The sequence below is a fragment of the Paenibacillus castaneae genome (assembly GCF_002884445.1).
In the GTDB taxonomy this organism is placed as follows: Bacteria; Bacillota; Bacilli; order Paenibacillales; family Paenibacillaceae; genus Pristimantibacillus; species Pristimantibacillus castaneae.
The window spans coordinates 3,540,154-3,566,102 of sequence record NZ_KZ614144.1 but is presented as its reverse complement, the minus strand read 5'-3'; the positions used below and the strand labels follow the sequence as shown (position 1 = coordinate 3,566,102).

Here is a 25,949-nt window from a genome sequence, read left to right as displayed (position 1 = left end):
AATTCGTAATTAAAATCGCATTTTCCAGACTCTATTTAATTCTAAGCTTCGATACGCACAAGCTCTTTACGTACAATCGGCGCTACCTTGGTGCCAAGCAGCTCAATGGCACGCATCACTTCACGGTGCGGCATTGTGCCGACGTTTACATGCAGGAAGAAACGAGTTACTCCTAAATTTTTGCGAAGTAAAATAATCTTTTCCGCTACATATTCAGGATCGCCGACATAAAGAGCGCCGCGCAGGCTGCGTGCAGCATCAAAAGCAGCGCGGTCATAATTTTGCCTCCAGCCTCGCTCGCGTCCGATCACATTCATTTGAGCTTGCGTTGGAGGGAAGAATAAATCGGCAGCTTGCTCTGTTGTATCTCCAACAAATCCATGTGAATGCGTTGCAATAGACAGCTTTTCTGGATCATGCCCTGCCCTCGCAGCAGCTTCTTTATAAAGGGAGACTAAAGGTGCAAAGCTTTCAGGCATCCCTCCGATAATCGCGAAAGCGATAGGCAGCCCCAGCATTCCTGCACGAACAGCCGACTGAGCATTGCCGCCGCTTGCAATCCAGACCGGAAGCGGGCTCTGAACGGAGCGGGGATAGACCGCCAAATTATCGATAGCAGGACGATGACCGCCGCGCCAAGTTACTTTCTCTGAAGCGCGGATCGCAAGCAGCAGCTCCAGCTTCTCGTCGAATAATTCATCATAATCATCTAAGCTATATCCGAAGAGTGGGAAGGATTCAATGAATGAACCACGTCCCGCCATAATTTCGGCTCTACCATTCGAAATGCCGTCAAGGGTCGAGAATGCTTGATAGACGCGAACAGGGTCGTCTGAGGACAGCACGGTAACAGCACTCGTAAGTCTGATCCGTTTCGTCATGGCAGCCGCCGCTGCGAGTACAACGGCAGGCGCGGTGCCTGCGTAATCGGCCCGATGATGCTCCCCAATTCCATATACATCCAGGCCGACTTGATCGGCAAGGACGATTTCCTCAACTGCATTTCGCAGCCGCTCTGCATGGCTGATAACCTCACCTGTCACCGGATCTGGTGTTGTTTCGAGAAATGTACTTATTCCTATTTCCATATTAGTTGTTTTGTTAGTCATGATTCTACTCCTCCTTCATTACTAATAGTTTACTAAAATTTTTATGGTTTCTCAACATAAGTAAGCTGTTTACGAGTGAAGTAAAATAATTAATTCCTAAATTTTTGAAATTTCACAACAATTAGAGTGTTATGCACGTCTACTCTTTAAGGAGGAGATGCAGTTGCGTTATCGAATTAAAATAATATTTTTCATATTTCTAATAGGGTGTAGTTTATTTGCGAGTACTGCTAATGCAAGCTGGGCATATATGTTTGTTGTTAATGATGGCCATATATATACCGTATCGGAAACGCAAGTTGATCCAAAGCTCATCGGTTCGAAAATCGGCAAGGTAACTAAATATTCGGATCGAGAAGGCACTTACTCTGGTAATTTTTCTAATAGGTATCCGAAGGGTACAAAATATTATGAAATCAAGGGCATTGACATCAAAGAAGCTATAGCTATTAAAGAAAAAGAAGATAGGTTTATTAAAGCATTCTATCAAGGTGAATATGGGGGCAGCAGATATGGTTGGCAGGATTTTCTACCTTATATATCTTGGGCATTGCTGCTGTTTTTCGTTATTAGATTCTTGATAAAGAGGAGATGAGGGAACATATGAAAGCATTCATTATAACAGGTACATCTCGTGGACTTGGTTTCGAAGTCTGTAAGCAGCTTATGAAACGAGAACATATGATCATTTCAATTGCTAGAAATAATAATGATTTTCTATTAGAGCTTGCTGCCCATAAGGAATGTACATTGCATTTTGTACAATATGATCTGCAGAATACAGAGGGAATCTCAGACTTAATGGAAGGAATACTCAAACAAGTATTCAGTACTGAACTAGAATCCATAACATTAATTAATAACGCAGCACAAGTTACCCCGCTAGGTCCTATAAGCAGCTGCACCCCTGAAGAGACTGTAGGAAGTATTCAAACAAACGTATTAGCTCCTATGCTATTGACTCAATCTTTACTTAAGCAGACGGAGCAATGGGAGATTCATAGGACTATCGTAAATATTTCCTCAGGCTCAGGCAAGTATGCAGCAGCCGGCATGAGTATATATTGTGCTTCGAAAGCGGCATTAAACATGTTTACATCATGTATACAACAGGAGAACCATAAATCTTTAACCATCTACACAGTGGATCCAGGGATGATTGATACGGATATGCAAGCTGTGGCACGCAAGGAAGAAAGCTTCCCGATGGCTGCTTATTTTAAAGAAGCTAAGGATGCTGGTCATTTGAAGCCAGCGGAACACGTTGCGAAAAAAATAGTGAGAAGGATCATGGCAACTTCAAAAAAGAAATAGACATAATGGACAATCTGCTGCTTATATAGGTACATATAATTGAACTATGATGTAGTTTTTGTCGTTTTGTGTTGACGGCAGTTCAAGCAAAAAGTTATAGTCATATCTCACAAATCTGTATAATGGGTAGCCAATACATTACTTCCAGATTGAATATTACAACTAAAATGCGACAAAAGAGGCTGAAATAAGCTTCTTTTTGTCGCTATTTTTATTTGATATTGAGCTTGTCTGCTCATAGAAGCACTGCGGAAATTCGTAATTTTTAACCAAATATCACAAATACTTATCGAGAAATTCTTTGTACAATACTCATGAAAGGAAGGGGGGAAACGATGTAAAAAAGCGGATGTACGAAAAGCTCGCTTCAAATGCATGTCAAATCAGCAATCAGGAAAGGAAGCTGTAACGCGTGAAAAAACGTACTGTTTCACTTATCGTGACTTTGATGATGATCTTGCAAGTGTTAGGCGTCCCCGCAGTATTAGCGGCGGAAGGTGGCCAAGCAAGCACGAATTCGGACAACCATGGATTAAAAGCAGAATATTATACCACCTCAGGAAGAGGACAATTTGATTTCAAAACATTAAAATTAACAACGGTAGATGCAAAAATTGATTTTGCCAATATTAAACCCGTTCTGAAAGCGCTAACAGGACAGGATGAATTTAATGCTGTACGTTGGACGGGAGAAATCGAGGCGCCGGCGACCGATGATTACAAATTTTATATTATTGGTGATAACGGATTCCGTCTATGGATAGATGGAAAGCTAGTTATTGACCATTGGGTGAATGATTGGGACAAAGAGCAGACAAGTGCTTCAATCCATTTGGAAGCAAACAAGAAGGTAAGCTTTAAATTGGAATACTTCCAAGATTTTGGCGGTGCTTATATTAATTTAAAGTGGTCCAGTTCCAAATTACAAAAACAAATTGTGCCAGAAACAGCGTTCCTTCTCCCGGCGGGATATGTGAATCATAGTCCTGAGAAAAGTGACGTATTACAAGATGGGCTTCAAGCCGAGCTTCATTTCGGCAGTGAATTACAGTCTATACATGCCGATGCTGCTAAGCATTTCACAGTGGCAGCGGGTCTTCGCAATCATATTCCATCAAGTGCAGTGTTGAAAGCAGATGATTCATCAGTCATTCAACTGAAGTGGGATATTCCGGTATACAAGCCGGATAACGCTATAATGGTGACGTATGACGGGCAGGGTGGAATAATGCGTAAGGATGGGCAGCCATTATCCACATTTGTAACCTCTAAGGTGACCAATGGCTCCAAATTCATGATTAAATCACCATGGGCAGAGGATGTAGATAAGGACAATGTTCTGCCGGAATATCCACGCCCACAGCTTGTTCGCGACAAGTGGCTTAATTTAAATGGCGAATGGGAGTTTGAGAGCGGCAGCAAGCAAAAGACAGTTCCAACTGGCAAGAAATTAAGTGAAACCATCCTCGTACCCTTCGCGGTAGAGTCTCAATTGTCTGGACTTGAGCGTCAAGAAGAAGAAATGTGGTATAAACGTCAATTCACTCTTCCAGCAGATTGGAAAAACCAGAATATCCAGCTTCATTTTGGTGCTGTTGATTTTGAAGCGACGGTCTATGTCAATGGTCATGAGGTTGGCAAGCATCAAGGTGGATATACAGGCTTTAGCTTTGATATTACCGATCAACTGGTAGCGGGTCCGAATGAATTAATCGTCCATGTGAAGGATCCTACGGATGATGGCGGGTATACCATCGGTAAACAACGGAAGGAACCGGAAGGTATCTGGTATACATCGATATCGGGTATTTGGCAGACCGTGTGGCTGGAGCCGACTGCTGCCGCATCCATCGAAAAATTGGATATGACGCCGGATTTAGCACATGATTCATTAAAATTGATGGTCACTGGCAATGCCGGCGTGACCAATGAAACCGTAGAAGCCATCGTTTTGAAGGAAGGCAAGGAAGTGGCTCGTGCTGCTGGTGCAGTAGGCCAACAATTGGCGATCCAAATTCCAAATCCGCGCCTGTGGTGGCCAGATGATCCTTTCTTATATGATCTAAAGGTCAATCTGGTTAATGGATCAAACCATGTAGATGAGGTTACTAGTTATTTTGGCATGCGGGATATAAAGCTGGGTAAAGTAGACGGTATTACGCGACCGCTCATTAATGGCAAATTTATTTTTCAAATGGGGCCGCTGGATCAAGGCTACTGGCCGGATGGACTATATACTGCCCCTACGGATGAGGCGTTGAAATTCGATATCGATGCTGTGAAGCGTCTCGGTATGAATATGATCCGGAAACATATGAAAGTAGAGTCGGATCGATGGTACTACTGGGCCGATAAGCTTGGTGTAGTCGTATGGCAGGATCAGGTGAGTAAATTTGGCGACACATCTGATAACCGCGCTCACTTAGAGAAGGAATTCAAGGAAATGATCGACCAATTCCGCAATCATCCATCCATTGTCGTCTGGACTGTGTTTAACGAAGGCTGGGGACAATACGACACGGAAAGGTTGACGAATTGGGCAATGAATTACGATCCAACTCGTCTCATTAATAATGCAAGCGGCTGGACGGATAAAAATTCAGGACATTTGATTGACATCCATTCTTATCCTGCACCGGATTCTCCCAAGCCAACGGATACACGGGCAGCTGTACTTGGGGAATACGGTGGACTCGGTCTGAAGGTACCGGGACATGAATGGAATTCTAACGTTTTTAGTTATGAGGAGCAAGAGAACGTTGCAAAGCTGACCGATCGTTATGTTAGCTTCATCAATCAGATGAAAGTAATGAAGAAATCGGGACTTAGTGCAGCGGTGTATACCCAAACAACAGATGTTGAAATGGAGATCAACGGTTTGCTTTCTTATGATCGCAAGGTGGAGAAGGCTGATTTCCAACGTCTTGCGCAAGCCCACAAAGAACTGATCGGCAACTATGCTGTATCTGATTTAACCAAAGCGATTTCAGCTGCACAAACAGAGGCCAATAAAGCTGTCGTTGGGACTGAAGCCGGTCAATATCCGCAAGAGGCGAAGGATGCTTTGATTGCTGCCATTGCAGCAGCACAGGCTGTGGCGGATAAGCCGAATGCTGCTTCCGAAGAAATAGAGAAAGCAATAACTGACTTAAACGCGGCGATCGAGAAATTTAAGAAGAGCGCCAATAAAACAATTCCGACGGTTTCACCGAAGGCATGGATGGATTCATTCGATGCACCTGCTTTAAATGCGGCTTGGAGTATTCATAATCCGGATGCAAACGGCTGGAAACTGACGGAAAAACCGGGAACGCTGCGAATTCTCACTCAAAGAGGGGAAATGTTTGAAACGTCAAATGATGTCAAGAACGTTTTCCTACGCGATATTCCAAGTGAAGATTTCGAAGCAACGATTAAATTAACAGCTCCTATCCGCAAGAATCATCAGCAAGCGGGTCTAATCGTATGGCAGAATGTCGATAATTATGTGAGATATGGACATGTATGGGATACGTCAGGCTCAACGGGCTACAGTTTAGAAACAGCTAAGGAAATTAACCAAAAATATACGAAGGCAACGAATATGGCAAAGCATCCGGGGACGGATGAAGTATTTATGAAAATTCAGAAAATAGGCAATACGTACACCACCTATTATTGGAATGGAACAGCTTGGGAGCAAGCTGCCGATCCATTAACAGCAGATTTAAAAGAGATCAAAATCGGTATTTACGGCTTCTCAGCAATTGATGGAACAACGATGAATGCGGATTTTGATTATTTCACCATCCAATCTCTTAACACGCAAGAAACACTGCTAAATATGACAATGGATGGCGCTAGCAGTGTTAAAGAAGGCTCAATGTTTACAGTTAAGCTGGGATTAGCTAATGTTACGGATACTTTGTATGCTTCTGATATTACACTGAATTACAATGCAGATTTGTTCGAGCTTCAGCAGGTAAGCTCTGCGGTGGACGGAATCGAAGTTGTACATTATGTGGATGACGGGAAGGGAAGTATCCGCATGGTGTTGGCGAGCATGGGTCAAGAGCATGGAATTAAGAAAGATTCACCGCTTGTTAACGTCGTGTTCAAAGCAAAAGGCTCACCTGCAGCAACTGGTAAAATTTCGGTAATAAAAGCTGTGATGGCGGATGCTGAAGGTGCAGAGACAGAGGCAGCCGCTGCAGAGCTAGCCATTCAAATTGAGGGTAGCGGTTCAGGCTTAGATGGCGACCTTAATCATGATGGCAAAATCTCGATTGGTGATTTGGCGATCATTGCTAGTCACTATGGTAAGAATAGCAGCAGTCCAGATTGGAATATTGCTAAAGTGGCAGATTTGAATGGCGATAACAAAGTAGATATTGAAGATCTTGCGATAATGGCACAAAAAATTATGAATCCGTAAGTGTAAGGGAATCATGGCTTAGTTAGCATGATTCCCTCTATTATTTAGTCAAGTGAGCAACTTAATTTATTGACCTTCCTTCACAAACTTCTCCATACGGCTTTTAATTGCATCACGAACATTTCTGAACTGCCGCATGATTTCGTCTTCTGTACCTGCTGCTTTGGCGGGATCATCAAAGCCCCAGTGCCACTTTACAACATCCGAATTGTTTATTACTGGGCAATGTTCATCTGCATGACCACATAAGGTAACTACGTAATCAGCACGATTCAATAAATCGGGATCAATGACATTGGAAGTATGATTGCTAATATCGATACCTGCTTCTTGCATCACTTTAACAGCTCTTGGATTTAACCCGTGAGCTTCCAGTCCCGCGCTTTGTACTTCATACTGATCTCCACCTATCGATTTCAGAAAGCCATCCGCCATTTGACTGCGGCAAGAATTGCCGATACATAAGAAATATATCAATTTCTTTTTCATTTTCTTTTCTCCTTTTAAGTTTCGATTAGTAGAATATTTGTAACCACAAATAAAGTCCAGTTAATGTGATGAATAACACTGGGACCGTTAATATAATGCCAACTTTGAAGTAGTAGCCCCAACTTATCCTTACACCTTTCTTGGACAATACATGCAGCCATAGCAGTGTAGCCAAGGAGCCGATTGGGGTGATTTTTGGCCCAAGATCGGAACCGATGACATTCCCATAAATAATTGCTTCACGGACCATGCCCTCAGTAGAAGCAGCTTCAATTGCTAGTGCATTGATCATGACGGTAGGCAAGTTGTTCATAACGGAAGAGAGGATAGCTGCGATAAATCCTGAGCCGAGTGCAGCAGCAAGAAGCCCGTGATCAGCTGTCCATTGAAATGCTTTTCCAAGCTCGTCCGTGAGGCCCACATTACGAAGCCCATAAACTACGACGTACATGCCAATGGAGAATATGACGACCGACCAGGGCGCACCCTTAATTAGCTCAGCCGTATGAATAGCATCACTTCTGCGAGCCGCGAGTATGAAAATAATCGCTGCTATTACTGAGATAACAGACACTGGAATATGAATAAATTCGCTGAGGAGGTATGCGATCAACAGGACACACAAAATAACCCAAGATAATTTGAACATTTGAATATCTTTAATGACAGCACGAGGCTGCTTTAACTGATTAAGGTCATATTTTGTCGGTATGCTCTTTCGGAAAAATAGGAACAAAACAATTAAGCTCGCAACGATAGAGAAGAAAGTAGGAATAATCATTCGGCTAGCATATTGTGCAAAACCGATGCCGAAAAAGTCAGAAGATACGATATTAACCAAATTGCTTACAGTAAGTGGAAGAGATGCGGTATCTGATATAAAGCCACTTGCCATAATAAAGGGAATAATCATTCGATCATCGAACTTCAAAGCCCGAACCATCGCGAGAACAATGGGAGTTAGAATTAATGCTGCACCATCGTTGGCAAAAAAAGCAGCAACAGCTGCACCTAAAAGCACCACATAAATAAACATCAGATATCCGTTACCGTTGGCGAAACGCGCCATATGTAAAGCGGCCCATTCGAATAGACCAATCTCATCAAGAATCAAGGAAATGAGTATTACAGCAACGAAAGTAAGCGTCGCGTTCCATACCATATCGGTAACATCCCAAACGTCCTGAAAGCTAACAACACCAAATAGTAAAGCGAGAAGAGCACCGCCTACAGCAGAGTAGCCTATATTAAGCCCCTTGGGCTGCCAAATGACAAATATAAGCGTAAGAATAAAAATAATTGAAGCACTAGCTAACATAATAACTCCTTTGTACAAGCTTTATTTGCAGCATTCATGATTTAATTGCAATAACTGTTCTTTCATTGAGGGGAGTTTCTGTATGATGCCGCTTAGATATGCTTTGTCATCCACATTTAATGAGTAATAAACCCATTGTCTTCTTTTGGTCTCTAGGACTAACCCACCCGATTTGAGCTTCTTCAAATGTTGGCTGATATTGGGCTGCGTTGTCTGCAAAATATCCACAATATCACATACACACATTTCTTTTTCCTTTAATAGAGAAAGGATAGTAAGGCGTGTTTTGTCTGATAAAATCTTCAAAGTATCAGCTAGCCCTTCTATCGTTTGATTCATATAATCACTCCTCCAAGTGGTTTAATCAATCCAAATATATTATACCTAATTCATTGTATAAGTAAATGATTATATAATCGTTTTCTTATGTTAAGTTTTTGAAAAGGCTATTATTACCGTCTTGCTGACCATTGGGAGGTGAATACAGGATACGGCTAAAATTAGCGGACATAGGAGACGCTATATGCGGCATTTATCGTTATATGGCATGCTAGCGGACATCAGGAGCGTTATTTGTGCAAAAATCATCTTTCTTTATTTTCTCCATAAGGCGCTAAATCGGCAGAAGATAAAGATGAGCAGATTGCCTAGCGCTGCAACGCCGAATACAACGGCCGGATGGGCAGTGTCGGAGATCCAACCTGCAGAAATGATGGTAAAAGGCATTGCAAGCTTAAAGAGAGAGCCCGTTATGCCGCTGATGCGGCCGATAAGCCGATGCGGCGTCGATTCCTGGCGAAATGTCCATATGCAGACGGTGCTGATTATCTCGAATATCCCGTTCAAGAGCAGGCTAAGGCTTAACATCATGCTGGAATGGGACACGGCCATTAGCAAATAGGACAGTCCAACAAAAAGTGTTGTGATGGTAACTAGAACACCCGCATTGAAAGTACGCCGGAGCCGATTAATGAGAAGAGTTCCGATGAGTCCGCCTATGCCAGCTGATGCTAGTACTAAGCCAAGCTCGGCATTATCTAGTTTGAGGGAATGCTTGGCAAAGAAAATAATCGTCGTATCGGCCATGCCGGAAGTTGCATTTAAGAAGATTACAGCTATGGTCATCTGGAAGAGAACCCGATTGCTGCGGAATTGTATCCAACCCTCGCTCAGCTCTCTCCAGAAGCCATTTTGACGAGCAGATTTCGGAGGCTCCTCGGTTCGCAGGAAGAGAAGCATAATGAAAGCAATGGTGAAGGCGAATGCGGTTAGAAATAAAGCATCATACAATTTAGGGAGCATGAGCAGCAGTCCTGTAAGAACCGGGCCCATAATGCCGATCAGAGTCGACATGAAATTGAAAGCGGCATTAGCCGGAGTCAGCATCGCTATGGGGAGAGAATATTTGACGATTCCTACCCTGGCATTATTGAATGCATAACCGAACAGCATGAGCAAGAACCCGCAAACATAAAGCGCAAAAATAGAAGGATTGCCGTAGGCAATGACCAGACACAAGCCGAGAAGCACAACAATTTGCATGCCAATAGCCCATAAGGACCAGCGTTTCTTATGAACACGATCTACAAGCACTCCGATAAACATAGCTAAAAGCAGATTCGGCAGAAATTCGATAGCCCGCATAGTAGACATAACAACCGCGGAATCGGTGAGATCGTAAAGGATGAGCGGCAGGGCCAGCTCATAAATTTTGTTGCCAAAACTGATGATGCCGCCCGTCAGAAACAGAATAAGAAATCCCGGATGGAACCATAGAGATGGAGAGGGCAGCGCAGTTGAGTTTGTTTTTTCTGTAATCATTTTCATGATGTAGTTCTCCTCTTTACGTTTGTAATGAAGATCATTATACTTTTGCAAAAGAAGAATAAAAAGCGAAATAAGCTTTGAACCTATTTCACCTTTTAGGAAAGGAGAGAGGGCATGGATAATGAGGTATATTACGAGCGGCTTAGGGACCGCTACTCATCCATTCCAGATCGGCAGCCCTTCAAGCTGCCGATCGACCAGCTTGCAGATGTATTACGATGTACGCGCAGAAATGCACAGCTTGTTCTGAAAAAACTTTGTGCGGAAGGTTATATTGATTGGACGTCGGGCAGAGGGAGAGGACATCAATCCGAGCTCACCTTTTTAATATCGCGGAGAGAACTGCTGTTCAAAAGGGCACAAAACCTTGTATTACGCGAAAATATTCGAGAAGCATGGCAGCTGCTGGGCTCTTTAGAGGAGCAAGCACCACTAAGAGAACAATTTGCGGCTTGGCTTACGGAGAAATTCGGTGTCTCAACGGATAAACAAGAGAAGGATATTTTGCGATTTCCCTTCTATCGCCCGGTATACCATTTGGATCCGGCCCATGTTCATCGTCGGACTGAGGCGCATTGGATCAAACAGGTGATGAACACGCTAGTTGATTATTCACAGCAGGATCAACAGCTTCGTCCTCAGCTGGCACATCTCTGGGAGGCGAATGATGATTATACGGAGTGGACCTTTTATTTGCGAAAAGGAGTTCGGTTTCATAATGGAAAGCTCTTATCGGCACAGGACATCGTTTATACCTTTAACCGAATCTTATTAGAGTCATCTTCTGGTTGGATGAAATCTATTATTAGAAATTTGTATGTTTCCAGCAAACTCGGCATCACATTTCAACTGACGGAGTCAAACCGGATTTTTCCGAATCTTATTTGTACCGAGCGATATTCCATCGTACCAGAGGGCTGGACAGGTGAGAATAACGCTATGCCAATCGGGACTGGCCCTTTTCAAATTGTGAAAAATAACGATTCGATGCTCACCCTGGAGGCTAACGAGTATTATTTCGACGGTCGACCGTATTTGGATCGAATTGAAATGTGGGTATGGCCTAATTATGATGGCGAGATGTTTGCTGTGACACCAGATAAGGATGTGCAGCTACTTTATTCGGAAGGACAAATGGATAATGGGATTAACCCAACCTTGTCTCAATTGGAACAGGGGAGTGTTTATTTAAGCATAAACAGGCGGAAAAACAATATACTGCAGGATGAAAGAATAAGGCGTGCAATTCATCTCGGCATTGACCGGGAGCGCATGATTGAGGAGCTCGGAGGTATTAGGCAGCAGCCTTCCAATGGGTTTATTCCATCCATTAATGAGCACGTGGAGCATGGAACTGATCAAAGAGATAAGGATCGACTGGACTTAGCAAGGCATCTGATTACGTCTTCAGCCTACGCAGGAGAAACGCTTACCTTATATACGTACGAAATGCGAAGCAACGAGGAAAATGCGATTTGGGTGCGAGAGGCTTGTGAGAAGTTGGGATTACGAATTGAGATTGTTGTTCTTCCAATTGAACAATTATCTAGAATAGAAAATAGGATGGAGGCGGATATGATTTTGGCTGGGGAGGTATTAGGCGAGCAGCCAGATATTACACTTATTGAGATGTACAGAGACAGCAATGGCTATATACGAAATCATCTAAGTGCTGATCAGAAGAAAGCATTGGATGAAAGAATTTCTTACTGTTTACGAATTGCAGACGCTAGTAACAGAATGGCCATTCTGACAGAAGTGCAAGAACAATTAAAAAGCAGCTATAGCCTGCTGTTCCTCCATCATAATTTACAAGTAGTGGGTCATCACCGATCACTAGACGGTATTACAATGAATGCATGGGGGAAAATTAATTATAAGAATGTGTGGGTGCGCCCTTAAGATTCATATGGATCCAAAAAGGGTATTTTCTCATATGCAGTTTTATTACAGCTTAGAGGCAGGAGGGTGAAGAGAATGAAATCATTGAAACTTAAGAGCGGGCTTGCAGCTGCGGCGCTGATTATTGGGCTTACCGCGATAGCACCGTTTACGCAGGCGGATGAAGGCTCGGCAGCTAAGGGGCTTTTCAATGGAACTCCGGCTGGTGATTCTGCTTACCATTTCAGCAATATTCAGTTTTTAACCAAGACAACCGGACGGGCTGCAGGAAACGGATTCCTAATTGGAACTTCGGACGCTGGGTCATCCTGGCAGTCGATCTACAAGGGAACCTGGCAGTTTACACAGCTTGATTTCATATCCAATACAACGGGATGGGCATTGGCGAAGTCTTCAAGTGCGGGAACGAATGCGCTTATTCATTCGACAGACGGTGGAAAAAGCTTTACAAAAATAGGAACCGGTTCAATTGCCTTAGAGCGGATCCATTTTGCAGATACAAAAAACGGCTTCGGATATACAAGAGCTTTTGCCTATAAAACAGCCGATGGTGGGATGACTTGGACGAAAATTAATACACCTGCTAATACTCGTTACGCGGAATTTACGGATGTGAAGCATGGCTGGGCACTTATTATAGTACCTAGATATGGCTATAAATTGTTTAGAACAACGGATGGCGGCGAGACTTGGTCATCGAAGTTGAACGTGAAATCAAGTGAGATAAGCGGCGGACAGATTTACACAAAAGGCAGTCAGGTATGGGTAGAATTAAATGGTGGCGCAGGTATGTCACAGCAATCCTATTCCCTATATGCTTCGTCTGATAATGGATCAAGCTGGCAGAAAGTGATTGATCAAGATACAGCAGGAGGCGGCGAGGCACCGGGCCAAGCTGTAGGAGTTGTGCAGGAAGGTCCTGCTTCACCGGGTGGTCATCCTAGCAATATGGTACTAGTGGAAGGAGCGGCTATTCTTGGTGGATTCTCCCCTGCAGGTGAAAGTATTGGAGTAGGTCGTTCACTCGATGCAGGTAAATCTTGGACCAATCTTCCGAGTATTAAAGGCTATCAGAGTGTGATTTCATTTACAAGCAAGGAAAACGGCTGGATGGCGGATACAAGCTTAATAGATCCTGCAATTTATAGAACAACGGATGGCGGTAAGACATGGTCAAAGAAAATTAGCATTCCTAGCCTTAACAACTAATTGAATAATATCCATTAAGACTAGTTTCCGAATGGGGATTAGTCTTCTTGCTTTGCAATAGCATAAGATTCCAATTGATGCAGAGGAATTATTTGTTAGTTGTCGAAATTGAAGTGAGATGACATTTTCTAGAGGGGAGGTATTATGATGAGACCACGAATTACGCTCATTACATTGGGAGTAGATGATTTGGAAAGATCGCTTCAGTTCTATCGGGATGGATTGGGATTGCCCACAGACGGCATAGTAGGCCAAGAGTTTGAGCATGGAGCGGTTGCTTTTTTTGAATTGCAAGCAGGCTTGAAGCTAGCTATATGGAATCGCAAGGATATCGCTTATGATACTAAGCTTAATAAGACGAGCCCAAGCCCTACCGAATTTACTCTGGGTCATAATGTAGGCAGTAAAGCAGAAGTTGACCAGGTTCTGGAACAGGCTGAGAGTGCGGGTGCTGTTATAACAATCCCGGGACACGACACTTTTTGGGGCGGATATTCCGGTTATTTCCAAGACCCAGACGGCCATTTATGGGAAGTGGCTTGGAATCCGGAGTGGGAGTTCATAGATTAGCTTATCTGATGGATAAAACGAAAGCGGGATAATTAGATGGAATTACCTATTGATAAGTATCTTAATGATGAATTTCCGGATTTGAAAATCGAATCACCTTTATTTTATAATGCTGATATAGGAATTCGGTTTGAGATAGGTGATACCGATCCCTATGTTTCTGATGAGAGATACAGAGAACAAGTCCATTATCGGTCTACTCAATTGTTCAAAGCAACACATTACGAAAATGATGACATTTATATTATTCTTTACTTAGACATTAAGCGAAAGCATAATAAAACTCATAAATTAAAAGTATTCAGAAATGGAGTAAAAGACAAAAATATTTTGCGAAATCTAAGTTGTAAAAGTATAATGCAGTCAGACGAAGATTACGTAGGTTGGGAATCCTATCGTTTTGTTCTGATGTGTAAAGTTTCAGAAATAAGATATATCACTTTTCTCCATTCGGACTATAACATTTTTATCATCAACAAAACGAAACATACCATTTTTCATTTTTATGATAGTAGAGGCCTTGATGTAGTCTCTAATTCTAAAGATGCGTTGCAACAATTATTTCTAAAATATAATGATTGGATACTAGATTATGATAGAGAAATAATAAATTCGGTGTTTGAGAACAAATAAACGATGTACTTTGACTATCGTACATTGATTTAGTCATCTGAAAGGATGGTCATTAATGAAAAAGAAGTGGTTGATATTTATCGCTGCGCTGCTGGTTTTCGCTCAAATCCCAACGCAAGCGCAAGCGGAGGAGACCGAACCATATCGAAATGTCCTAATTAGTATTGATCATAATAAAGTTGTAAACGGCCGCACACTCGTACCCATTCGAGCCATCACAGAAGCAATAGGTGCGCAGGTACAGTGGAATCAAGCTGATAACCGTATCGCCATTACACGAGACGATACGCAAATTATGCTGCAGACCAACTCCAAGCAGGTACAGGTAAACGGGCAATTACAGATGCTGGATGCAGCGGCAATCGTAGATAAAGGGACAACCTTTGTACCGCTTCGTTTTGTTGCTGAGACTATGGGAATGGAAATAAACGTGGCACCAAAAGCTCGATACATTTATGTCCGAGATACGCGTTCTAAGGTAGAAGTGATAATTGAGGTTAAACCACCGTTATCGATCGAGGAAGCTATTAAATTGCTTAACCATGCCGAGCTAGCTCATGATTTATCTGCTATTAAACAAAAACGGGAGTATCTTCGTCCCTATTTCACAGATGAATATATTAATTTGATCATCCGTGATGGCGGCCTTAATCAGTATAAACCAGGTCAGTCCAATAGGTTTAAAGATCCTTCCTTCCGATCGTTTAAGGATGCCAAGTATCCCAATTACACGTATGTAAATGACCACACCATGCTGCTTTCACGAAGCATTCCTATTAGTAACGGGCCGCTTGGTGCCTCCGGTTCTCTGGATGAACACGGTACGCTGGTTCAAACGGCGAACGGCTGGCGTATAGCATCCATTCAATGGGTTTTTTATGAGGCTTATTAAGTTATCTATTGAAGATTACATTAATTAGATAAAACCATTCTGAAGTATAAAGTATTTGATCTTGGAGATCAGATACTTTTTTTTTGTGATTATTTCCATAGTTGATAATTGATGTTTGCGAACGTTTGTTCTATAATTAGGTGACATCTGGGTTCGGCGATGATTTGCATAAGGATATAATGGAGTTGAAGAGGCTTGCTGATGTATTGGACGATCGTGATAAACGAGAGCTAATATACGATTTGCAATCCTGTACGAAGGAAATGGGGCGGTGGTATACTTTGTTCCAAAATCTACATTGAGATGTAACATAGCCTGATGACTAGGCGAAACATCAATAAGAGGGAGCTAGCATTGCTTGCCCTAAATCAATTTCGACAACCAAGAACAACTATAAAAAAAAATTACCTTTATATTTATGTGTTCCTTGGATTACAATAATAGAACTGGTAAATTATCCAAATACAATTGATCTCGGAGGGAATATGCCTCAAATACCTACAGGTATTGAAAGCGCTTTACAAGAAAATGGCTGTTTGCAGGAAAATGTGCTCATCGTTTTACCCTGCGATCGGAATGTAGAAGGAGGCTACGCAGAGTCTTATCTTCTTCTAGACAGGGAGCATCTATTTATCGCGACAAGTGATCAAGTGGTCCGTCACAAAACCTTCAAAGGATTCATGAACCCTTTCGGAAGAAAGAAGAGTCTTAAGCTTCCACCTGGAGCAACGAATAGCAAGTGGACATTTGAGAAAGTAAGCATCGAGATGATCGAATCTATTTCCATCGTAAATCTTGTTGCTTCAGGTTTAGTTGTGTTGAAGTCAACGGAGGAACGCGCTATTGCTGCCTTTACGAATGGGCATATGGCACAAGCGGTAAAGCTGACGGAGCTCTTCAACAAGCTGAAGAAGAACGAAGACATTGATCCGTTGGAATTTAGGGAGGATCAAGAGCATTCTTCTTGTCCCAAATGCGGGATGATTTATCCGGAGGAAGGCAGGAAAATTTGTCCCAAATGCATGAAGAAGCATGCGGTGTTTGCTAGGCTGCTGTCTTATGCTGGAAAGTATAAGCTGTCGATTACCTTCATTATATTGTTCATGTTTCTCAATTCTGCGACCGGACTTGTAATCCCTTATTTGCAAGGGACCGTATTATTTGATCAGGCGCTAGGAGAGAAGGGCAATTTTGCAGGGAAAATTGGGCTCGTCATTCTTCTTATCGTTATCTTCCGAACCTTATCCATGGTATTTGGGGTAATCTTCGGGGTCATTAATGCGAAGATGGCTGCGAACGTAGCTTTTGATCTGAAATCTAGTGTTTTTGAGGCGATGCAGCGCTTGTCCCTCAGCTTTTTTCAGAAGAAACAAACCGGTCAGCTTATGACGCGTGTCAATAATGACTCTGCAGAGCTGCAGTACTTTTTTGTAGACGGCATTCCGTACTTCATCGTTAATTTCATGAATATTATTGGAATTACAGGTATATTGTTATATCTGGATTGGAAGTTAACCCTTATCTGTTATTTGCCGCTGCCGTTCGTGCTGCTGCTCATGCGGGTATCTTTCCCTAAATTGTGGAGGCTTTCTTGGAGAAAGCATAGAGGCGTAAGCCGAATGAACGCCGTTATTAGTGACTCGGTAACCGGAACGCGTGTCGTCAAAGCCTTCGGCAAGGAAAAACTGGAGATCAAGCGGTTTGACAAGGCCAATCGTTCTTTCTCGGGAGCGGAGCAATCCTTTAATAAAACAGGCAGTACTATATTTCCGATTTTGACGATTCTGACTCAGATCGGCGGCATTATTATATGGGCATTTGGCGGCTGGAAGGTGATGCAGGGTGATTTCACTTTCGGAAAAATCATGACCTTCATCAACTATATTTATTTGTTATATGGGCCTGTTCAATTCATGAACAATATAGTGAACTGGTGGTCTTATTGCATGTCGGCAGCTCAGCGTATATTTGAAATTCAGGATGCTGTGCCAGAGGTGGCGGAGAAGCCAGGGGCGATTCACCTTGAGAAGGTAAAGGGCGAGATTAAAGTCAACCATATCACCTTCGGATACGAGCCGAACAAGTCTATTTTGAAAGGTGTTACGATGACTGCTAAGCCCGGTCAAATGATCGGGGTAGTGGGACATTCCGGTGCAGGCAAGTCAACGCTCGTGAATCTCATCTCCCGACTCTATGATGTGAATGCTGGGGAAATTCAAATCGACGGTGTTGGAGTGAAGGAACTAACGACCCGTACGTTAAGAGACAATATTGGAATTGTTTCTCAAGAGGTTTATGTGTTCATGGGAACCATCGCGGAAAATATTGCGTATGCCAATCCAGAATGTACAGTGGATGATATCGTCCAGGCTGCGAAGATCGCCAATGCACATGATTTTATTGAGAAGCTGCCGGACGGCTACGATACGATTGTAGGTACTGGAGGCCATAACTTATCCGGAGGAGAGAAGCAGCGGATTTCCATCGCTCGGGCCGTTCTTCACAATCCGCGTATTCTCATTCTGGACGAAGCTACAGCATCTCTTGATACCGAGACAGAGCTTCAAATTCAAGAAGCGCTAGAAACTTTGATCCGTGGAAGAACGACTATTGCAATTGCCCATCGCTTATCCACGCTTCGAAATGCCGATTATCTCATCGTCATGGATGCTGGCAAGGTTGTAGAATCCGGTACACATGATGAGCTAATGGCAAAGGACGGCATGTATAAAGACTTGGTAAGAAAGCATGATGAGGCACTGCAGTTGAAAGGGGTAGGCTAAGTTGACAGTGGACAATGGCATTCAAACGGTCCAAGAGGAAAAGGCAGAAGAGCAGACAGATATGGCTGATGCAACAAAGATCGTATACCTGACTACGCAGAATTGTAAATTTAGCAATACGGATGGCAATATGCTGGCAGTACAGGTAGAAGAGCAGGAACATCCGGTGGTGTATGTTCATTGCTCTTTCCCACATACCAATCGAAGAAATTATCTTTCCATTCGTACAATTGATAACAAAGAAATCGGGATCATCAAATCGTTAGATGACTTTCCTCCTGATATTATTGCCCTATTGGAAAAACATCTTGAGCTGCGATATTTTGCACCCGAAATTTCGAAAGTAATAGGAATTAAGGAAGAGTACGGGTATTCCTTCTGGGATACGGAAACGACTGCAGGCAGCTGTCGATTCACCGTCCATAGCGGCCGCACCAATGTAAGACTTGTAACCGAGAAAAAATTGCTCATTACCGATGTGGATGGGAATCGTTTTCTCATCCAGGACATCGAACAGCTAAGCGACAAAGAATACCGTATGGTTGAGATGTGCATGTAGGGAGAGAGAGAAAGGTAGGTGAAGCATGAATCTAAGTTTTGAATTAGTTGGGCCTAATAAGCTCGCCGCACATCAAGCGGTTGGAGAGTCCATCGCCTACTGTGTACCCGCCGATCTGACACTATGGGGTCATCGAACATCTGCATATTTGGTCATAGGAGCAGAGAAATGGGCATGTATTCATGAAGGAGAAGCAGTAGAAGTCGGATTGATTTCCGATTATAAGGAATACAAGATGATTCCGCTTATTGGCAATGCCATTCTAGAAGCAGTTGATATGACTGACCAAGCAAGACGAATTATTGTCCGTGTATCCATGCAGCATGCGGCTCGTCTTGCTTATATCGCACAAATCCTGAATAGTATAGCGGAAAGTAAACCGATTCGTATTTATAACAGCGAGGAAGAACATGTCTGCTCAAAGTGCGGAGGACCTCCTATTCATGGAACTACGATGTGTTCGAAGTGCATGGATAAGAAAGCGTCCATTAAGAGGCTTGTTAATATAGCAATGAGTCACTGGCGCAAAATAACAGTCGGACTACTGGTCATTATCTTGATGGCAGGTATTTCGTTGACAGGGCCTTTCTTCATGAAACTGCTTATCAATTCTGCCATTCAACCACCAGCAGGAAAAAGCCCGAGCCAGTCCATGTTTTTTGTTGCTTTGGCGGGGATGTTCTTTGGTCTTGTTGGAACGGAGATGCTTGGCATGGCACGGGGACGGATCATGGCGGTAGTAAGCTCAATGATCTCAGCTGATCTGCGCAAAATGGTATTCGATAAGATTCAGACCTTGTCCCTTGGGTATCTCAGTTCACAAAGAGCGGGCGACTTGATGAATCGGATATCACAAGATACCGACCAAATCAGAGAATTGATCCAAGAGCTTTGTACAACTGCTATTTATCAGTTCTTGGTGCTAACATCGGTTGCTGTTCTGCTGTTCACCTTCGACTGGAAGCTGGCGCTGCTCGTTGTGCTGCCAGCTCCGTTGGTTGCTTACATTCACGTGTATGTATGGCGAAGTGTGCTTAGAAAGCTTCTTCACAAGCAGTGGCGTATTTATGATAAAGCGAACTCATTCCTACATGATATTTTGAGCGGCATACGTGTTGTCAAATCTTTCGGCAAGGAAGAACGAGAAATTAAAAGATTTCGGAAATACAATAGTGAATTCGCAACAGCTACAATCAAAACGGAGGTTGTATATAACGTTCTTGCGCCAATCTCCAACTATCTGATTCAAATCGGACAATATTTAGTTCTGCTGCTTTGCTGCGCGATGATTGCTAAGGGATCGATGAGCATTGGTGAAATGGTTCAATTCACAGGCTTTGCCACAATGATCTACGGTCCACTGACTTGGCTTATGTTCATGCCAAGGTGGATGGCAAAGGCAGCTATTTCTATGGAACGTGTATTTTCTGTCATTGATCAAGATCCCGAAATTGCAGATTCCAAAGATGTAGTGAAGCTGCAGATCAAAGGTGCAGTCAGCTTTCAAAATGCGACATTTGGTTATAAGTCCTACGAGCCTGTCATAACGGATGTTACAATCGACGTAAAGCCAGGAGAAATGCTGGGGCTAGTGGGCCATTCAGGTGCAGGCAAGTCAACATTTATTAATCTCGTTTCCCGTTTTTATGATGTGAACGAAGGCGCGATTCTCATTGACGGGGTCGATATCCGAAACATCCAGCAGGAGGACTTACGCTCTCAGATTGGAGTAGTGCTCCAGGAGACATTCTTATTCAGCGGAACAATTCTAGAAAATATTTGTTACTCCAAACCAGACGCAACAATGGAGGAAGTGATTGTTGCGGCGAAGATTGCCAATGCTCATGATTTCATTGTTAAATTCCCGGACGGGTATGATACGAAGCTGGAGGAGAACGGAAATAACGTCTCCGGTGGGGAAAGGCAGCGGATTGCTATCGGTCGAGCTATCCTTAATAATCCGCGTATTCTGATTCTAGATGAAGCAACCGCATCGCTGGATATTGATACGGAAGCGGCCATTCAAGAAGCACTCAAACGAGTAACGAAAAATCGTACGACCATCGCCATTGCCCATCGTTTATCCACACTGAGCAATGCTGATCGCCTGCTTGTACTAGAGAAGGGCAAGGTGGCGGAGGTTGGTACACATAACGAGCTGTTGGAGCGCAAAGGAATCTATTACCGCCTCGTCATGGCACAGCGAAATATGGCTAAGCAAAAGAATGAACAAGAGCAAGTGTTGGAACTAGTAAAGTAAGTCAGAGAAAAGGCTGTCCGTTAGGCTTAACATGCTGATGGATTGCCTTTGTTTGTTATACGAAATATTATTACACTTTTTTGAAGGAGATTTATTATGAACACTAATACTCGTTCCGTTTCAGAACAAAATATGTTTAGCATTGACTGTAAGGACGTAATTCTAAGAGAATTCATAGTTACTGATTTGGATAAATTCCATTCACTCACCTGGCAGCCTGAAATATATGAATTTTTGCCAGGTTGGAATGTACCAATAGAGCAAAGGAAAGATTGGTTTATTAACTATGAAATTCCAGATAATGAACAGTTCTTCAATACAGTATCGAAAGGTGAAGGTATTGGTGATCTCCGTCTGCGATTGGGAATTATTTTGAAAGAGACAGGCGAATTAATCGGTTGGTGCTGCACAGGGATAAAAGATGAATTGCCGCCGCCAAACCGAGAAATCATGTATGCAATCTCAAAAGATTATAGAGGTAAAGGTTATACAACCCAAGCCTCACAAGGAATGATCAATTATTTATTTGAGAATACGAACGTTGAAGTACTTAGTGCTATTGCTCTTTTAAGTAATGTCCCGTCAAATAAAGTCATTCAAAAAAGCGGTTTTAACTTTCAAGATATTATCGAAATTGATGAAGAAAAATATAATTATTATAAGCTTGATAAGAAGGATTGGGCAGCCAAACGTTAAAAGTAGGGTTTTGAATTGATGCTGTTTTCAATAATTTTCATTCCAATGAAATTTCATTCGACCTGTAACATTCTTCCTTTGAATTGAGTCTATACAATAAATACCAATCATGAGATGAGGAGCTAGTGAACGGGATGAAAAAGAATTGGAAGCTGTTAATTGCTGTATGTGCAGGTTTCATGATTTTATCCGGATCGGTTTTGGCTTCACCTGGTCTACGGATTTATATCGATAATTCAGAATTTGCCGGCAGCGCTTTTAAGCTCAAGATGGACAATGGAACAGCCATGGTATCCTTGAGATCCATAGTGGAGCAGTTTCGTGGGAAATTGATTTATAAGGACAATAGTATCTATGTTACTATGCCTGAAGCAGCCCATTTGTCTAACCAAAACCGCAGCTTGGAGAATGCGTTAAGAGCTGAATCTCCTGAGGAAGCCGTTCAAACTTGGATCCGTGGGGTACAGAAGAGAAGCGGAGCATTGCAATATGCTGTCTTATCTCCTACACTTCGGCAGAAAACGGTTGATGAATTCGAAGAAAACTTTTGGGTAACGGGCGGTTCAAGCCCACATATGGGAAAGGTTGATAAACTGATTGCTAAGGAAATAACGTCTGATAAGGTTCAATTGTCATTTGATTATCCGCTTGTTGTGATGAATGAGGTCATTGAATCCGGTCATGCCACTATCGTAGTTGAGAAGATAAAACAGGAGTCATTTGATTACTGGGCTATTACCGATATTATTTTGAAGGATCCGGGAGATACAGGATTAATGATTGGAGCTAATTCTGAAAGCGAAGCAAATCGTATCCCATATGAAAATACGAAATATACGTTTACTCTTAAGCTTCCCCAGAGCTGGGAAGGGAAATATGAAGTGAAAGAGCGTATTAGCGCTAAAGGAAACAATTTTGATTTCATTAATAAAGCAACTAAATATGGTATCTTATTTACGATTTCGATATGGGATAAACAATCTTGGATTTCCAGTGAAGAAGAGATCAGAGGACAAATACCTATCACAGAACTTGGGGAGAAGGGTGATGTCGTCTATTTGTTCCATACGCCAACAGATGTACAATATGATCCAAGTGATGATAAGTCAACAGCTGATTACCAATCCATGTTCAATGATGTTAAAACTATTATTAAATCCTTTGAGATCAAAAAAAAGTAGAAAGTGGGAGCGGAAAAATGAGTAAAGACAGTTTTAATATTAGCATTGCGCCCATTGAAGCACTGCATTTGGTGAGAGATCAGCAAAACGCTGATCTGGTACATGAAGAATATAATGAACTAGGTGAAGGTAGGTTTATTGGTACTCAAATTTATGAGAAGTATTATATCCGTTCCAAAAATCGCGCTGCATTAATTGTTATTATCGACAACATTAATGGTGTAACGAATGTTAGAGCCATCTCAACAGGAAGCTCAGAAGGAATTATTTTCAATTTTGATTGGGGCGCAGCAGACAATTTCGTTTCCTCTGTGGAAAAAATTTTAGGGGAATATATCATTTAGTGAGCATTTGAATGATTAGCTCTAGAATAACCGCGCCCTGCGCGGTTTTTTTAGCATGTTTGCAATATACTCATAATATCCATGGGAGAGGTAGCTTTGGAACATAATGTAATGGTTTTATTGAAATCTATCCCGACAATAGAAAAGGGAAATCGACTTATTATCGGCATAGATGGATTAAGTCGTTCCGGAAAAACGACATTTACAAATAAGCTGAGTCACTTATTTCATAAGGAAAATAGTAATGTATGCGTTCTTCATATGGATGATTACATTGTTGAACGGAATAAACGATATAACACCGGTCATGAGGCATGGTATGAATATTACACCTTACAGTGGGACGTGGGATGGCTAAAAGAAAATTTGTTTGAGAAACTGAAGGAGGCAAGTATGCTAGTCCTTCCATGTTATGATAATGAATCTGATAGTCATAGCATGCAGAACATCAAAATGGCTGACAGCTGCGTTTTGCTAATTGAAGGAGTATTTCTACAACGCAAAGAGTGGAGAAATTTCTATGATTATGTAGTATATTTGGATTGTCCTAGAGAAGAAAGGTTCGCTCGTGAAAGCGTTTCCGCTCAAGATGAAATTAAAAAATTTATGAATAGATATTGGAAAGCAGAAGATTATTATTTAGCGACTGAAGCCCCGGCAAAACAGGCTAATATCGTATTAAAGAATTAAGTAATCACTACATTTTACTTGAAATTCGATGGAACAATAAGGGGAGAAGGAGGAATAATTATGGGGAAATACAGGAAAATGGCAATCATTATTCCAATCGTATTATTCATAGTGATTATCTTACATCAGTTCACCTTCGTACAACATGTCACTGCACGTTTTACAACTTCAACTTACATCGCATTTAAACATAAAACTATGGGTTTTAAATATCAAAGCATCGAATTTTCTCCTCAGTTCGGAAGTTATTTCGTAGCATACAAAGCCGAGAATCAAAAGATTTACAATTTCGAAGTAAAACCTAAAATGATTCCATTTATAGTAATGTATAATCCTGTGAATCCATAATTTTTGATGCCTAACCGGCTGTAGAGCAGCCGGTTAGCTAGTTTGCAAAATAAGAGATAAGATTTCAGAGATTAATTGTTTTTGTTAATACGTACACAATCATCAACAAAATGATTGATACGCTGGTTGTAATCATCCCAATGGTAGTCATTATTTTCGATGATTAATTTTGGTATATTCCATTGGTCAACAACAGCGCGGACAAATGTCTGACTTTTGTCCCATACTTCACCTGCTTGTTTAAAGTCTTCATCCGAATGAAGGGAGACAGGTCCCCAATCGTTTCCTCGAACACTGCATATGAAACGCCATTGACCCTCCACATCCATATGATAATAGTAAATGAGGATTGGGTTCAAAGGCTCCAATATCGTCTGTAGTCTTGAACAAAGCTCAAGCAGCTTCGGATGGCTCATTCCCATAAGATGAGACACATTAATCGCGTCTTGCAGCAAAACGCTTTCTATGATGATGACTTCATGAATGCTATTTAATTGATGCTGAACAAAATGACTAAAGCGTGAAGTAAGCAAATGAATGAACTGATCTGCTTCTTCCTCATTTTCAAAGGAGTCAAATTTTGGTTCAGCAATCAAAAGGGGATGCGATTCTTCTTGCTCTAAATAACACCTAGTATTTATTTGTTGAGCTTCCAATCGCTCCAGAATGCTGCTGGCAGTTGTCGTTTTTCCCGAGCCTGGTATTCCATCGATAATAATCAATCTTTTTTGTTTATTCACTACGAGTTCCTCCCCTGTTTTTTTATTAAGTTAGGGATTAACTCTCGGTTTCAGACATGAAAAATTAAAATTCGCATTAATCATCATGTGTAAGACCTCCTCGGATTTGTTTAACATCATTATTCGCGAAAAACATTCCTTTTACCTCTTTTTTGGTGTAATTTGTAATTAAAGTTATTTCGTTAATGGCAGATTTGAGAGTGAAAACTTGGATCATATAAAAGCAAAGGGGTGGATTGAGAATGTCTAATTCATATAAACATAATTTCCTCTCTTCTTTACTTCATGGGCAAACGCTTGAACCTACTGGAGCAAACATGGCAATTGCAGAGTGGACAGCCCCAGGTACTTCTGTAGGCAATAAGCCTGAATGGATTGCGCCATTGCATATCCATCATCATGATGATGAAGCTTGGTATGTCTTAAAAGGTACGCTAGGTTTCAAAGTAGGGGAAGAAATGTTTGAGGCAAACGCACATGACGCAGTCATAGTCCCGCGCGGAACTCCCCACACATTCTGGAACCCAAAACAGGATTCAGCACATTATCTTATTATTATGACTACAAGAATCAAATCATTGATCGATGCTATTCATGCGTCTGAACTACGTGACTCTGAAACGATGAAGGAACTATTTAAGAGATATGACTCCGAATTGCTTGGATAGTTA

General features: G+C 42.0%; 22 protein-coding genes. 16 read left to right on the top strand and 6 right to left on the bottom strand.

Features of this window, described 5'->3' with window-relative positions; genetic code table 11:
- Positions 1-41: 41 nt before the first annotated feature.
- Positions 42-1,109, bottom strand: a complete 1,068-nt coding sequence (locus CEF13_RS16160) for an LLM class flavin-dependent oxidoreductase (protein WP_243864335.1) — start codon at positions 1,107-1,109, stop codon at positions 42-44.
- A gap of 163 nt (positions 1,110-1,272) precedes the next feature.
- Here CEF13_RS16160 and CEF13_RS16155 point away from each other — a divergent pair, with 163 nt between their 5' ends.
- The 3 genes from CEF13_RS16155 (at position 1,273) to CEF13_RS16145 (ending at position 6,837) form a co-directional block, all read left to right on the top strand.
- Positions 1,273-1,704 carry a hypothetical protein gene (locus CEF13_RS16155; RefSeq protein ID WP_243864334.1) on the top strand — a complete coding sequence of 144 codons (432 nt, stop codon included), beginning with the start codon at positions 1,273-1,275 and terminating at the stop codon, positions 1,702-1,704.
- A gap of 8 nt (positions 1,705-1,712) precedes the next feature.
- Positions 1,713-2,423: an SDR family NAD(P)-dependent oxidoreductase gene (locus CEF13_RS16150; protein WP_166742713.1), complete on the top strand. Its 711-nt coding sequence runs from the start codon at positions 1,713-1,715 to the stop codon at positions 2,421-2,423.
- 412 nt (positions 2,424-2,835) lie between these two features.
- Complete coding sequence (locus CEF13_RS16145) at positions 2,836-6,837, top strand: beta-xylosidase family glycoside hydrolase (RefSeq protein WP_102711975.1); 4,002 nt, start codon at positions 2,836-2,838, stop codon at positions 6,835-6,837.
- A gap of 66 nt (positions 6,838-6,903) precedes the next feature.
- Here CEF13_RS16145 and arsC read toward each other — a convergent pair whose 3' ends face one another.
- The 4 genes from arsC to CEF13_RS16125 form a co-directional block, all read right to left on the bottom strand.
- Positions 6,904-7,326 carry an arsenate reductase (thioredoxin) gene (arsC, locus tag CEF13_RS16140; RefSeq protein ID WP_102711973.1) on the bottom strand — a complete coding sequence of 141 codons (423 nt, stop codon included), beginning with the start codon at positions 7,324-7,326 and terminating at the stop codon, positions 6,904-6,906.
- Between the two features lie 25 nt (positions 7,327-7,351).
- The gene (locus tag CEF13_RS16135; protein WP_102711971.1) at positions 7,352-8,644 is read right to left on the bottom strand and encodes an arsenic transporter; all 1,293 of its coding nucleotides are present in this window, start codon (positions 8,642-8,644) and stop codon (positions 7,352-7,354) included.
- A 21-nt stretch (positions 8,645-8,665) separates the two neighbouring features.
- Positions 8,666-8,983, bottom strand: coding sequence for an ArsR/SmtB family transcription factor (locus CEF13_RS16130; RefSeq protein WP_102711969.1), 318 nt, complete (start codon positions 8,981-8,983; stop codon positions 8,666-8,668).
- Between the two features lie 255 nt (positions 8,984-9,238).
- Entirely contained in the window at positions 9,239-10,471 is a 1,233-nt protein-coding gene (locus tag CEF13_RS16125; RefSeq protein WP_243864333.1) for an MFS transporter, read from the bottom strand.
- A 114-nt stretch (positions 10,472-10,585) separates the two neighbouring features.
- Between CEF13_RS16125 and CEF13_RS16120 the strand changes: the two genes are divergently transcribed.
- The 12 genes from CEF13_RS16120 (at position 10,586) to CEF13_RS16065 (ending at position 24,190) form a co-directional block, all read left to right on the top strand.
- The gene (locus CEF13_RS16120; protein ID WP_102711967.1) at positions 10,586-12,373 is read left to right on the top strand and encodes an ABC transporter substrate-binding protein; all 1,788 of its coding nucleotides are present in this window, start codon (positions 10,586-10,588) and stop codon (positions 12,371-12,373) included.
- A 75-nt stretch (positions 12,374-12,448) separates the two neighbouring features.
- Complete coding sequence (locus tag CEF13_RS16115; protein WP_102711965.1) at positions 12,449-13,582, top strand: WD40/YVTN/BNR-like repeat-containing protein; 1,134 nt, start codon at positions 12,449-12,451, stop codon at positions 13,580-13,582.
- 147 nt (positions 13,583-13,729) lie between these two features.
- Positions 13,730-14,152 (top strand): VOC family protein, encoded by a 423-nt coding sequence (locus CEF13_RS16110; RefSeq protein ID WP_102711963.1) that lies wholly within the window; start codon positions 13,730-13,732, stop codon positions 14,150-14,152.
- 36 nt (positions 14,153-14,188) lie between these two features.
- Positions 14,189-14,785: a DUF3885 domain-containing protein gene (locus CEF13_RS16105; RefSeq protein ID WP_102711961.1), complete on the top strand. Its 597-nt coding sequence runs from the start codon at positions 14,189-14,191 to the stop codon at positions 14,783-14,785.
- A 55-nt stretch (positions 14,786-14,840) separates the two neighbouring features.
- Positions 14,841-15,677, top strand: coding sequence for a copper amine oxidase N-terminal domain-containing protein (locus CEF13_RS16100; RefSeq protein ID WP_102711959.1), 837 nt, complete (start codon positions 14,841-14,843; stop codon positions 15,675-15,677).
- Between the two features lie 485 nt (positions 15,678-16,162).
- The gene (locus CEF13_RS16095; protein ID WP_102711957.1) at positions 16,163-18,460 is read left to right on the top strand and encodes an ABC transporter ATP-binding protein; all 2,298 of its coding nucleotides are present in this window, start codon (positions 16,163-16,165) and stop codon (positions 18,458-18,460) included.
- A 7-nt stretch (positions 18,461-18,467) separates the two neighbouring features.
- Complete coding sequence (locus tag CEF13_RS16090) at positions 18,468-19,019, top strand: DUF1854 domain-containing protein (protein WP_244917163.1); 552 nt, start codon at positions 18,468-18,470, stop codon at positions 19,017-19,019.
- A gap of 25 nt (positions 19,020-19,044) precedes the next feature.
- Positions 19,045-21,279, top strand: coding sequence for an ABC transporter ATP-binding protein (locus CEF13_RS16085; protein ID WP_102711955.1), 2,235 nt, complete (start codon positions 19,045-19,047; stop codon positions 21,277-21,279).
- A gap of 96 nt (positions 21,280-21,375) precedes the next feature.
- A complete protein-coding gene (locus CEF13_RS16080) occupies positions 21,376-21,975 on the top strand; it encodes a GNAT family N-acetyltransferase (protein ID WP_102711953.1) in 600 nt (199 codons plus the stop codon).
- A gap of 134 nt (positions 21,976-22,109) precedes the next feature.
- Positions 22,110-23,156 carry a hypothetical protein gene (locus CEF13_RS16075; protein ID WP_102711951.1) on the top strand — a complete coding sequence of 349 codons (1,047 nt, stop codon included), beginning with the start codon at positions 22,110-22,112 and terminating at the stop codon, positions 23,154-23,156.
- Between the two features lie 17 nt (positions 23,157-23,173).
- Positions 23,174-23,500, top strand: a complete 327-nt coding sequence (locus CEF13_RS16070; protein WP_102711949.1) for a DUF6054 family protein — start codon at positions 23,174-23,176, stop codon at positions 23,498-23,500.
- Between the two features lie 111 nt (positions 23,501-23,611).
- The gene (locus tag CEF13_RS16065) at positions 23,612-24,190 is read left to right on the top strand and encodes a kinase (protein WP_243864354.1); all 579 of its coding nucleotides are present in this window, start codon (positions 23,612-23,614) and stop codon (positions 24,188-24,190) included.
- Positions 24,191-24,609: 419 nt separating this feature from the next.
- Here the strand turns inward: CEF13_RS16065 and CEF13_RS16055 are convergent, their stop codons facing one another.
- A complete protein-coding gene (locus CEF13_RS16055; RefSeq protein WP_102711943.1) occupies positions 24,610-25,278 on the bottom strand; it encodes an AAA family ATPase in 669 nt (222 codons plus the stop codon).
- A gap of 242 nt (positions 25,279-25,520) precedes the next feature.
- On the opposite strand from CEF13_RS16055, the gene CEF13_RS16050 reads away from it, so the two are divergent.
- The gene (locus CEF13_RS16050) at positions 25,521-25,946 is read left to right on the top strand and encodes a cupin domain-containing protein (RefSeq protein ID WP_243864331.1); all 426 of its coding nucleotides are present in this window, start codon (positions 25,521-25,523) and stop codon (positions 25,944-25,946) included.
- The last annotated feature ends 3 nt before the right edge of the window (positions 25,947-25,949 follow it).

Bases quoted from the DNA above. Each gene is read 5' to 3' on its own strand.
- CEF13_RS16160 (WP_243864335.1), bottom strand. From the start codon at position 1,109: ATGACTAACAAAACAACTAATATGGAAATAGGAATAAGTACATTTCTC.
- CEF13_RS16150 (WP_166742713.1), top strand. From the start codon at position 1,713: ATGAAAGCATTCATTATAACAGGTACATCTCGTGGACTTGGTTTCGAA.
- arsC (WP_102711973.1), bottom strand. From the start codon at position 7,326: ATGAAAAAGAAATTGATATATTTCTTATGTATCGGCAATTCTTGCCGC.
- CEF13_RS16135 (WP_102711971.1), bottom strand. From the start codon at position 8,644: ATGTTAGCTAGTGCTTCAATTATTTTTATTCTTACGCTTATATTTGTC.
- CEF13_RS16130 (WP_102711969.1), bottom strand. From the start codon at position 8,983: ATGAATCAAACGATAGAAGGGCTAGCTGATACTTTGAAGATTTTATCA.
- CEF13_RS16125 (WP_243864333.1), bottom strand. From the start codon at position 10,471: ATGAAAATGATTACAGAAAAAACAAACTCAACTGCGCTGCCCTCTCCA.
- CEF13_RS16120 (WP_102711967.1), top strand. From the start codon at position 10,586: ATGGATAATGAGGTATATTACGAGCGGCTTAGGGACCGCTACTCATCC.
- CEF13_RS16115 (WP_102711965.1), top strand. From the start codon at position 12,449: ATGAAATCATTGAAACTTAAGAGCGGGCTTGCAGCTGCGGCGCTGATT.
- CEF13_RS16110 (WP_102711963.1), top strand. From the start codon at position 13,730: ATGAGACCACGAATTACGCTCATTACATTGGGAGTAGATGATTTGGAA.
- CEF13_RS16105 (WP_102711961.1), top strand. From the start codon at position 14,189: ATGGAATTACCTATTGATAAGTATCTTAATGATGAATTTCCGGATTTG.
- CEF13_RS16100 (WP_102711959.1), top strand. From the start codon at position 14,841: ATGAAAAAGAAGTGGTTGATATTTATCGCTGCGCTGCTGGTTTTCGCT.
- CEF13_RS16095 (WP_102711957.1), top strand. From the start codon at position 16,163: ATGCCTCAAATACCTACAGGTATTGAAAGCGCTTTACAAGAAAATGGC.
- CEF13_RS16085 (WP_102711955.1), top strand. From the start codon at position 19,045: ATGAATCTAAGTTTTGAATTAGTTGGGCCTAATAAGCTCGCCGCACAT.
- CEF13_RS16080 (WP_102711953.1), top strand. From the start codon at position 21,376: ATGAACACTAATACTCGTTCCGTTTCAGAACAAAATATGTTTAGCATT.
- CEF13_RS16075 (WP_102711951.1), top strand. From the start codon at position 22,110: ATGAAAAAGAATTGGAAGCTGTTAATTGCTGTATGTGCAGGTTTCATG.
- CEF13_RS16070 (WP_102711949.1), top strand. From the start codon at position 23,174: ATGAGTAAAGACAGTTTTAATATTAGCATTGCGCCCATTGAAGCACTG.
- CEF13_RS16065 (WP_243864354.1), top strand. From the start codon at position 23,612: ATGGTTTTATTGAAATCTATCCCGACAATAGAAAAGGGAAATCGACTT.
- CEF13_RS16050 (WP_243864331.1), top strand. From the start codon at position 25,521: ATGTCTAATTCATATAAACATAATTTCCTCTCTTCTTTACTTCATGGG.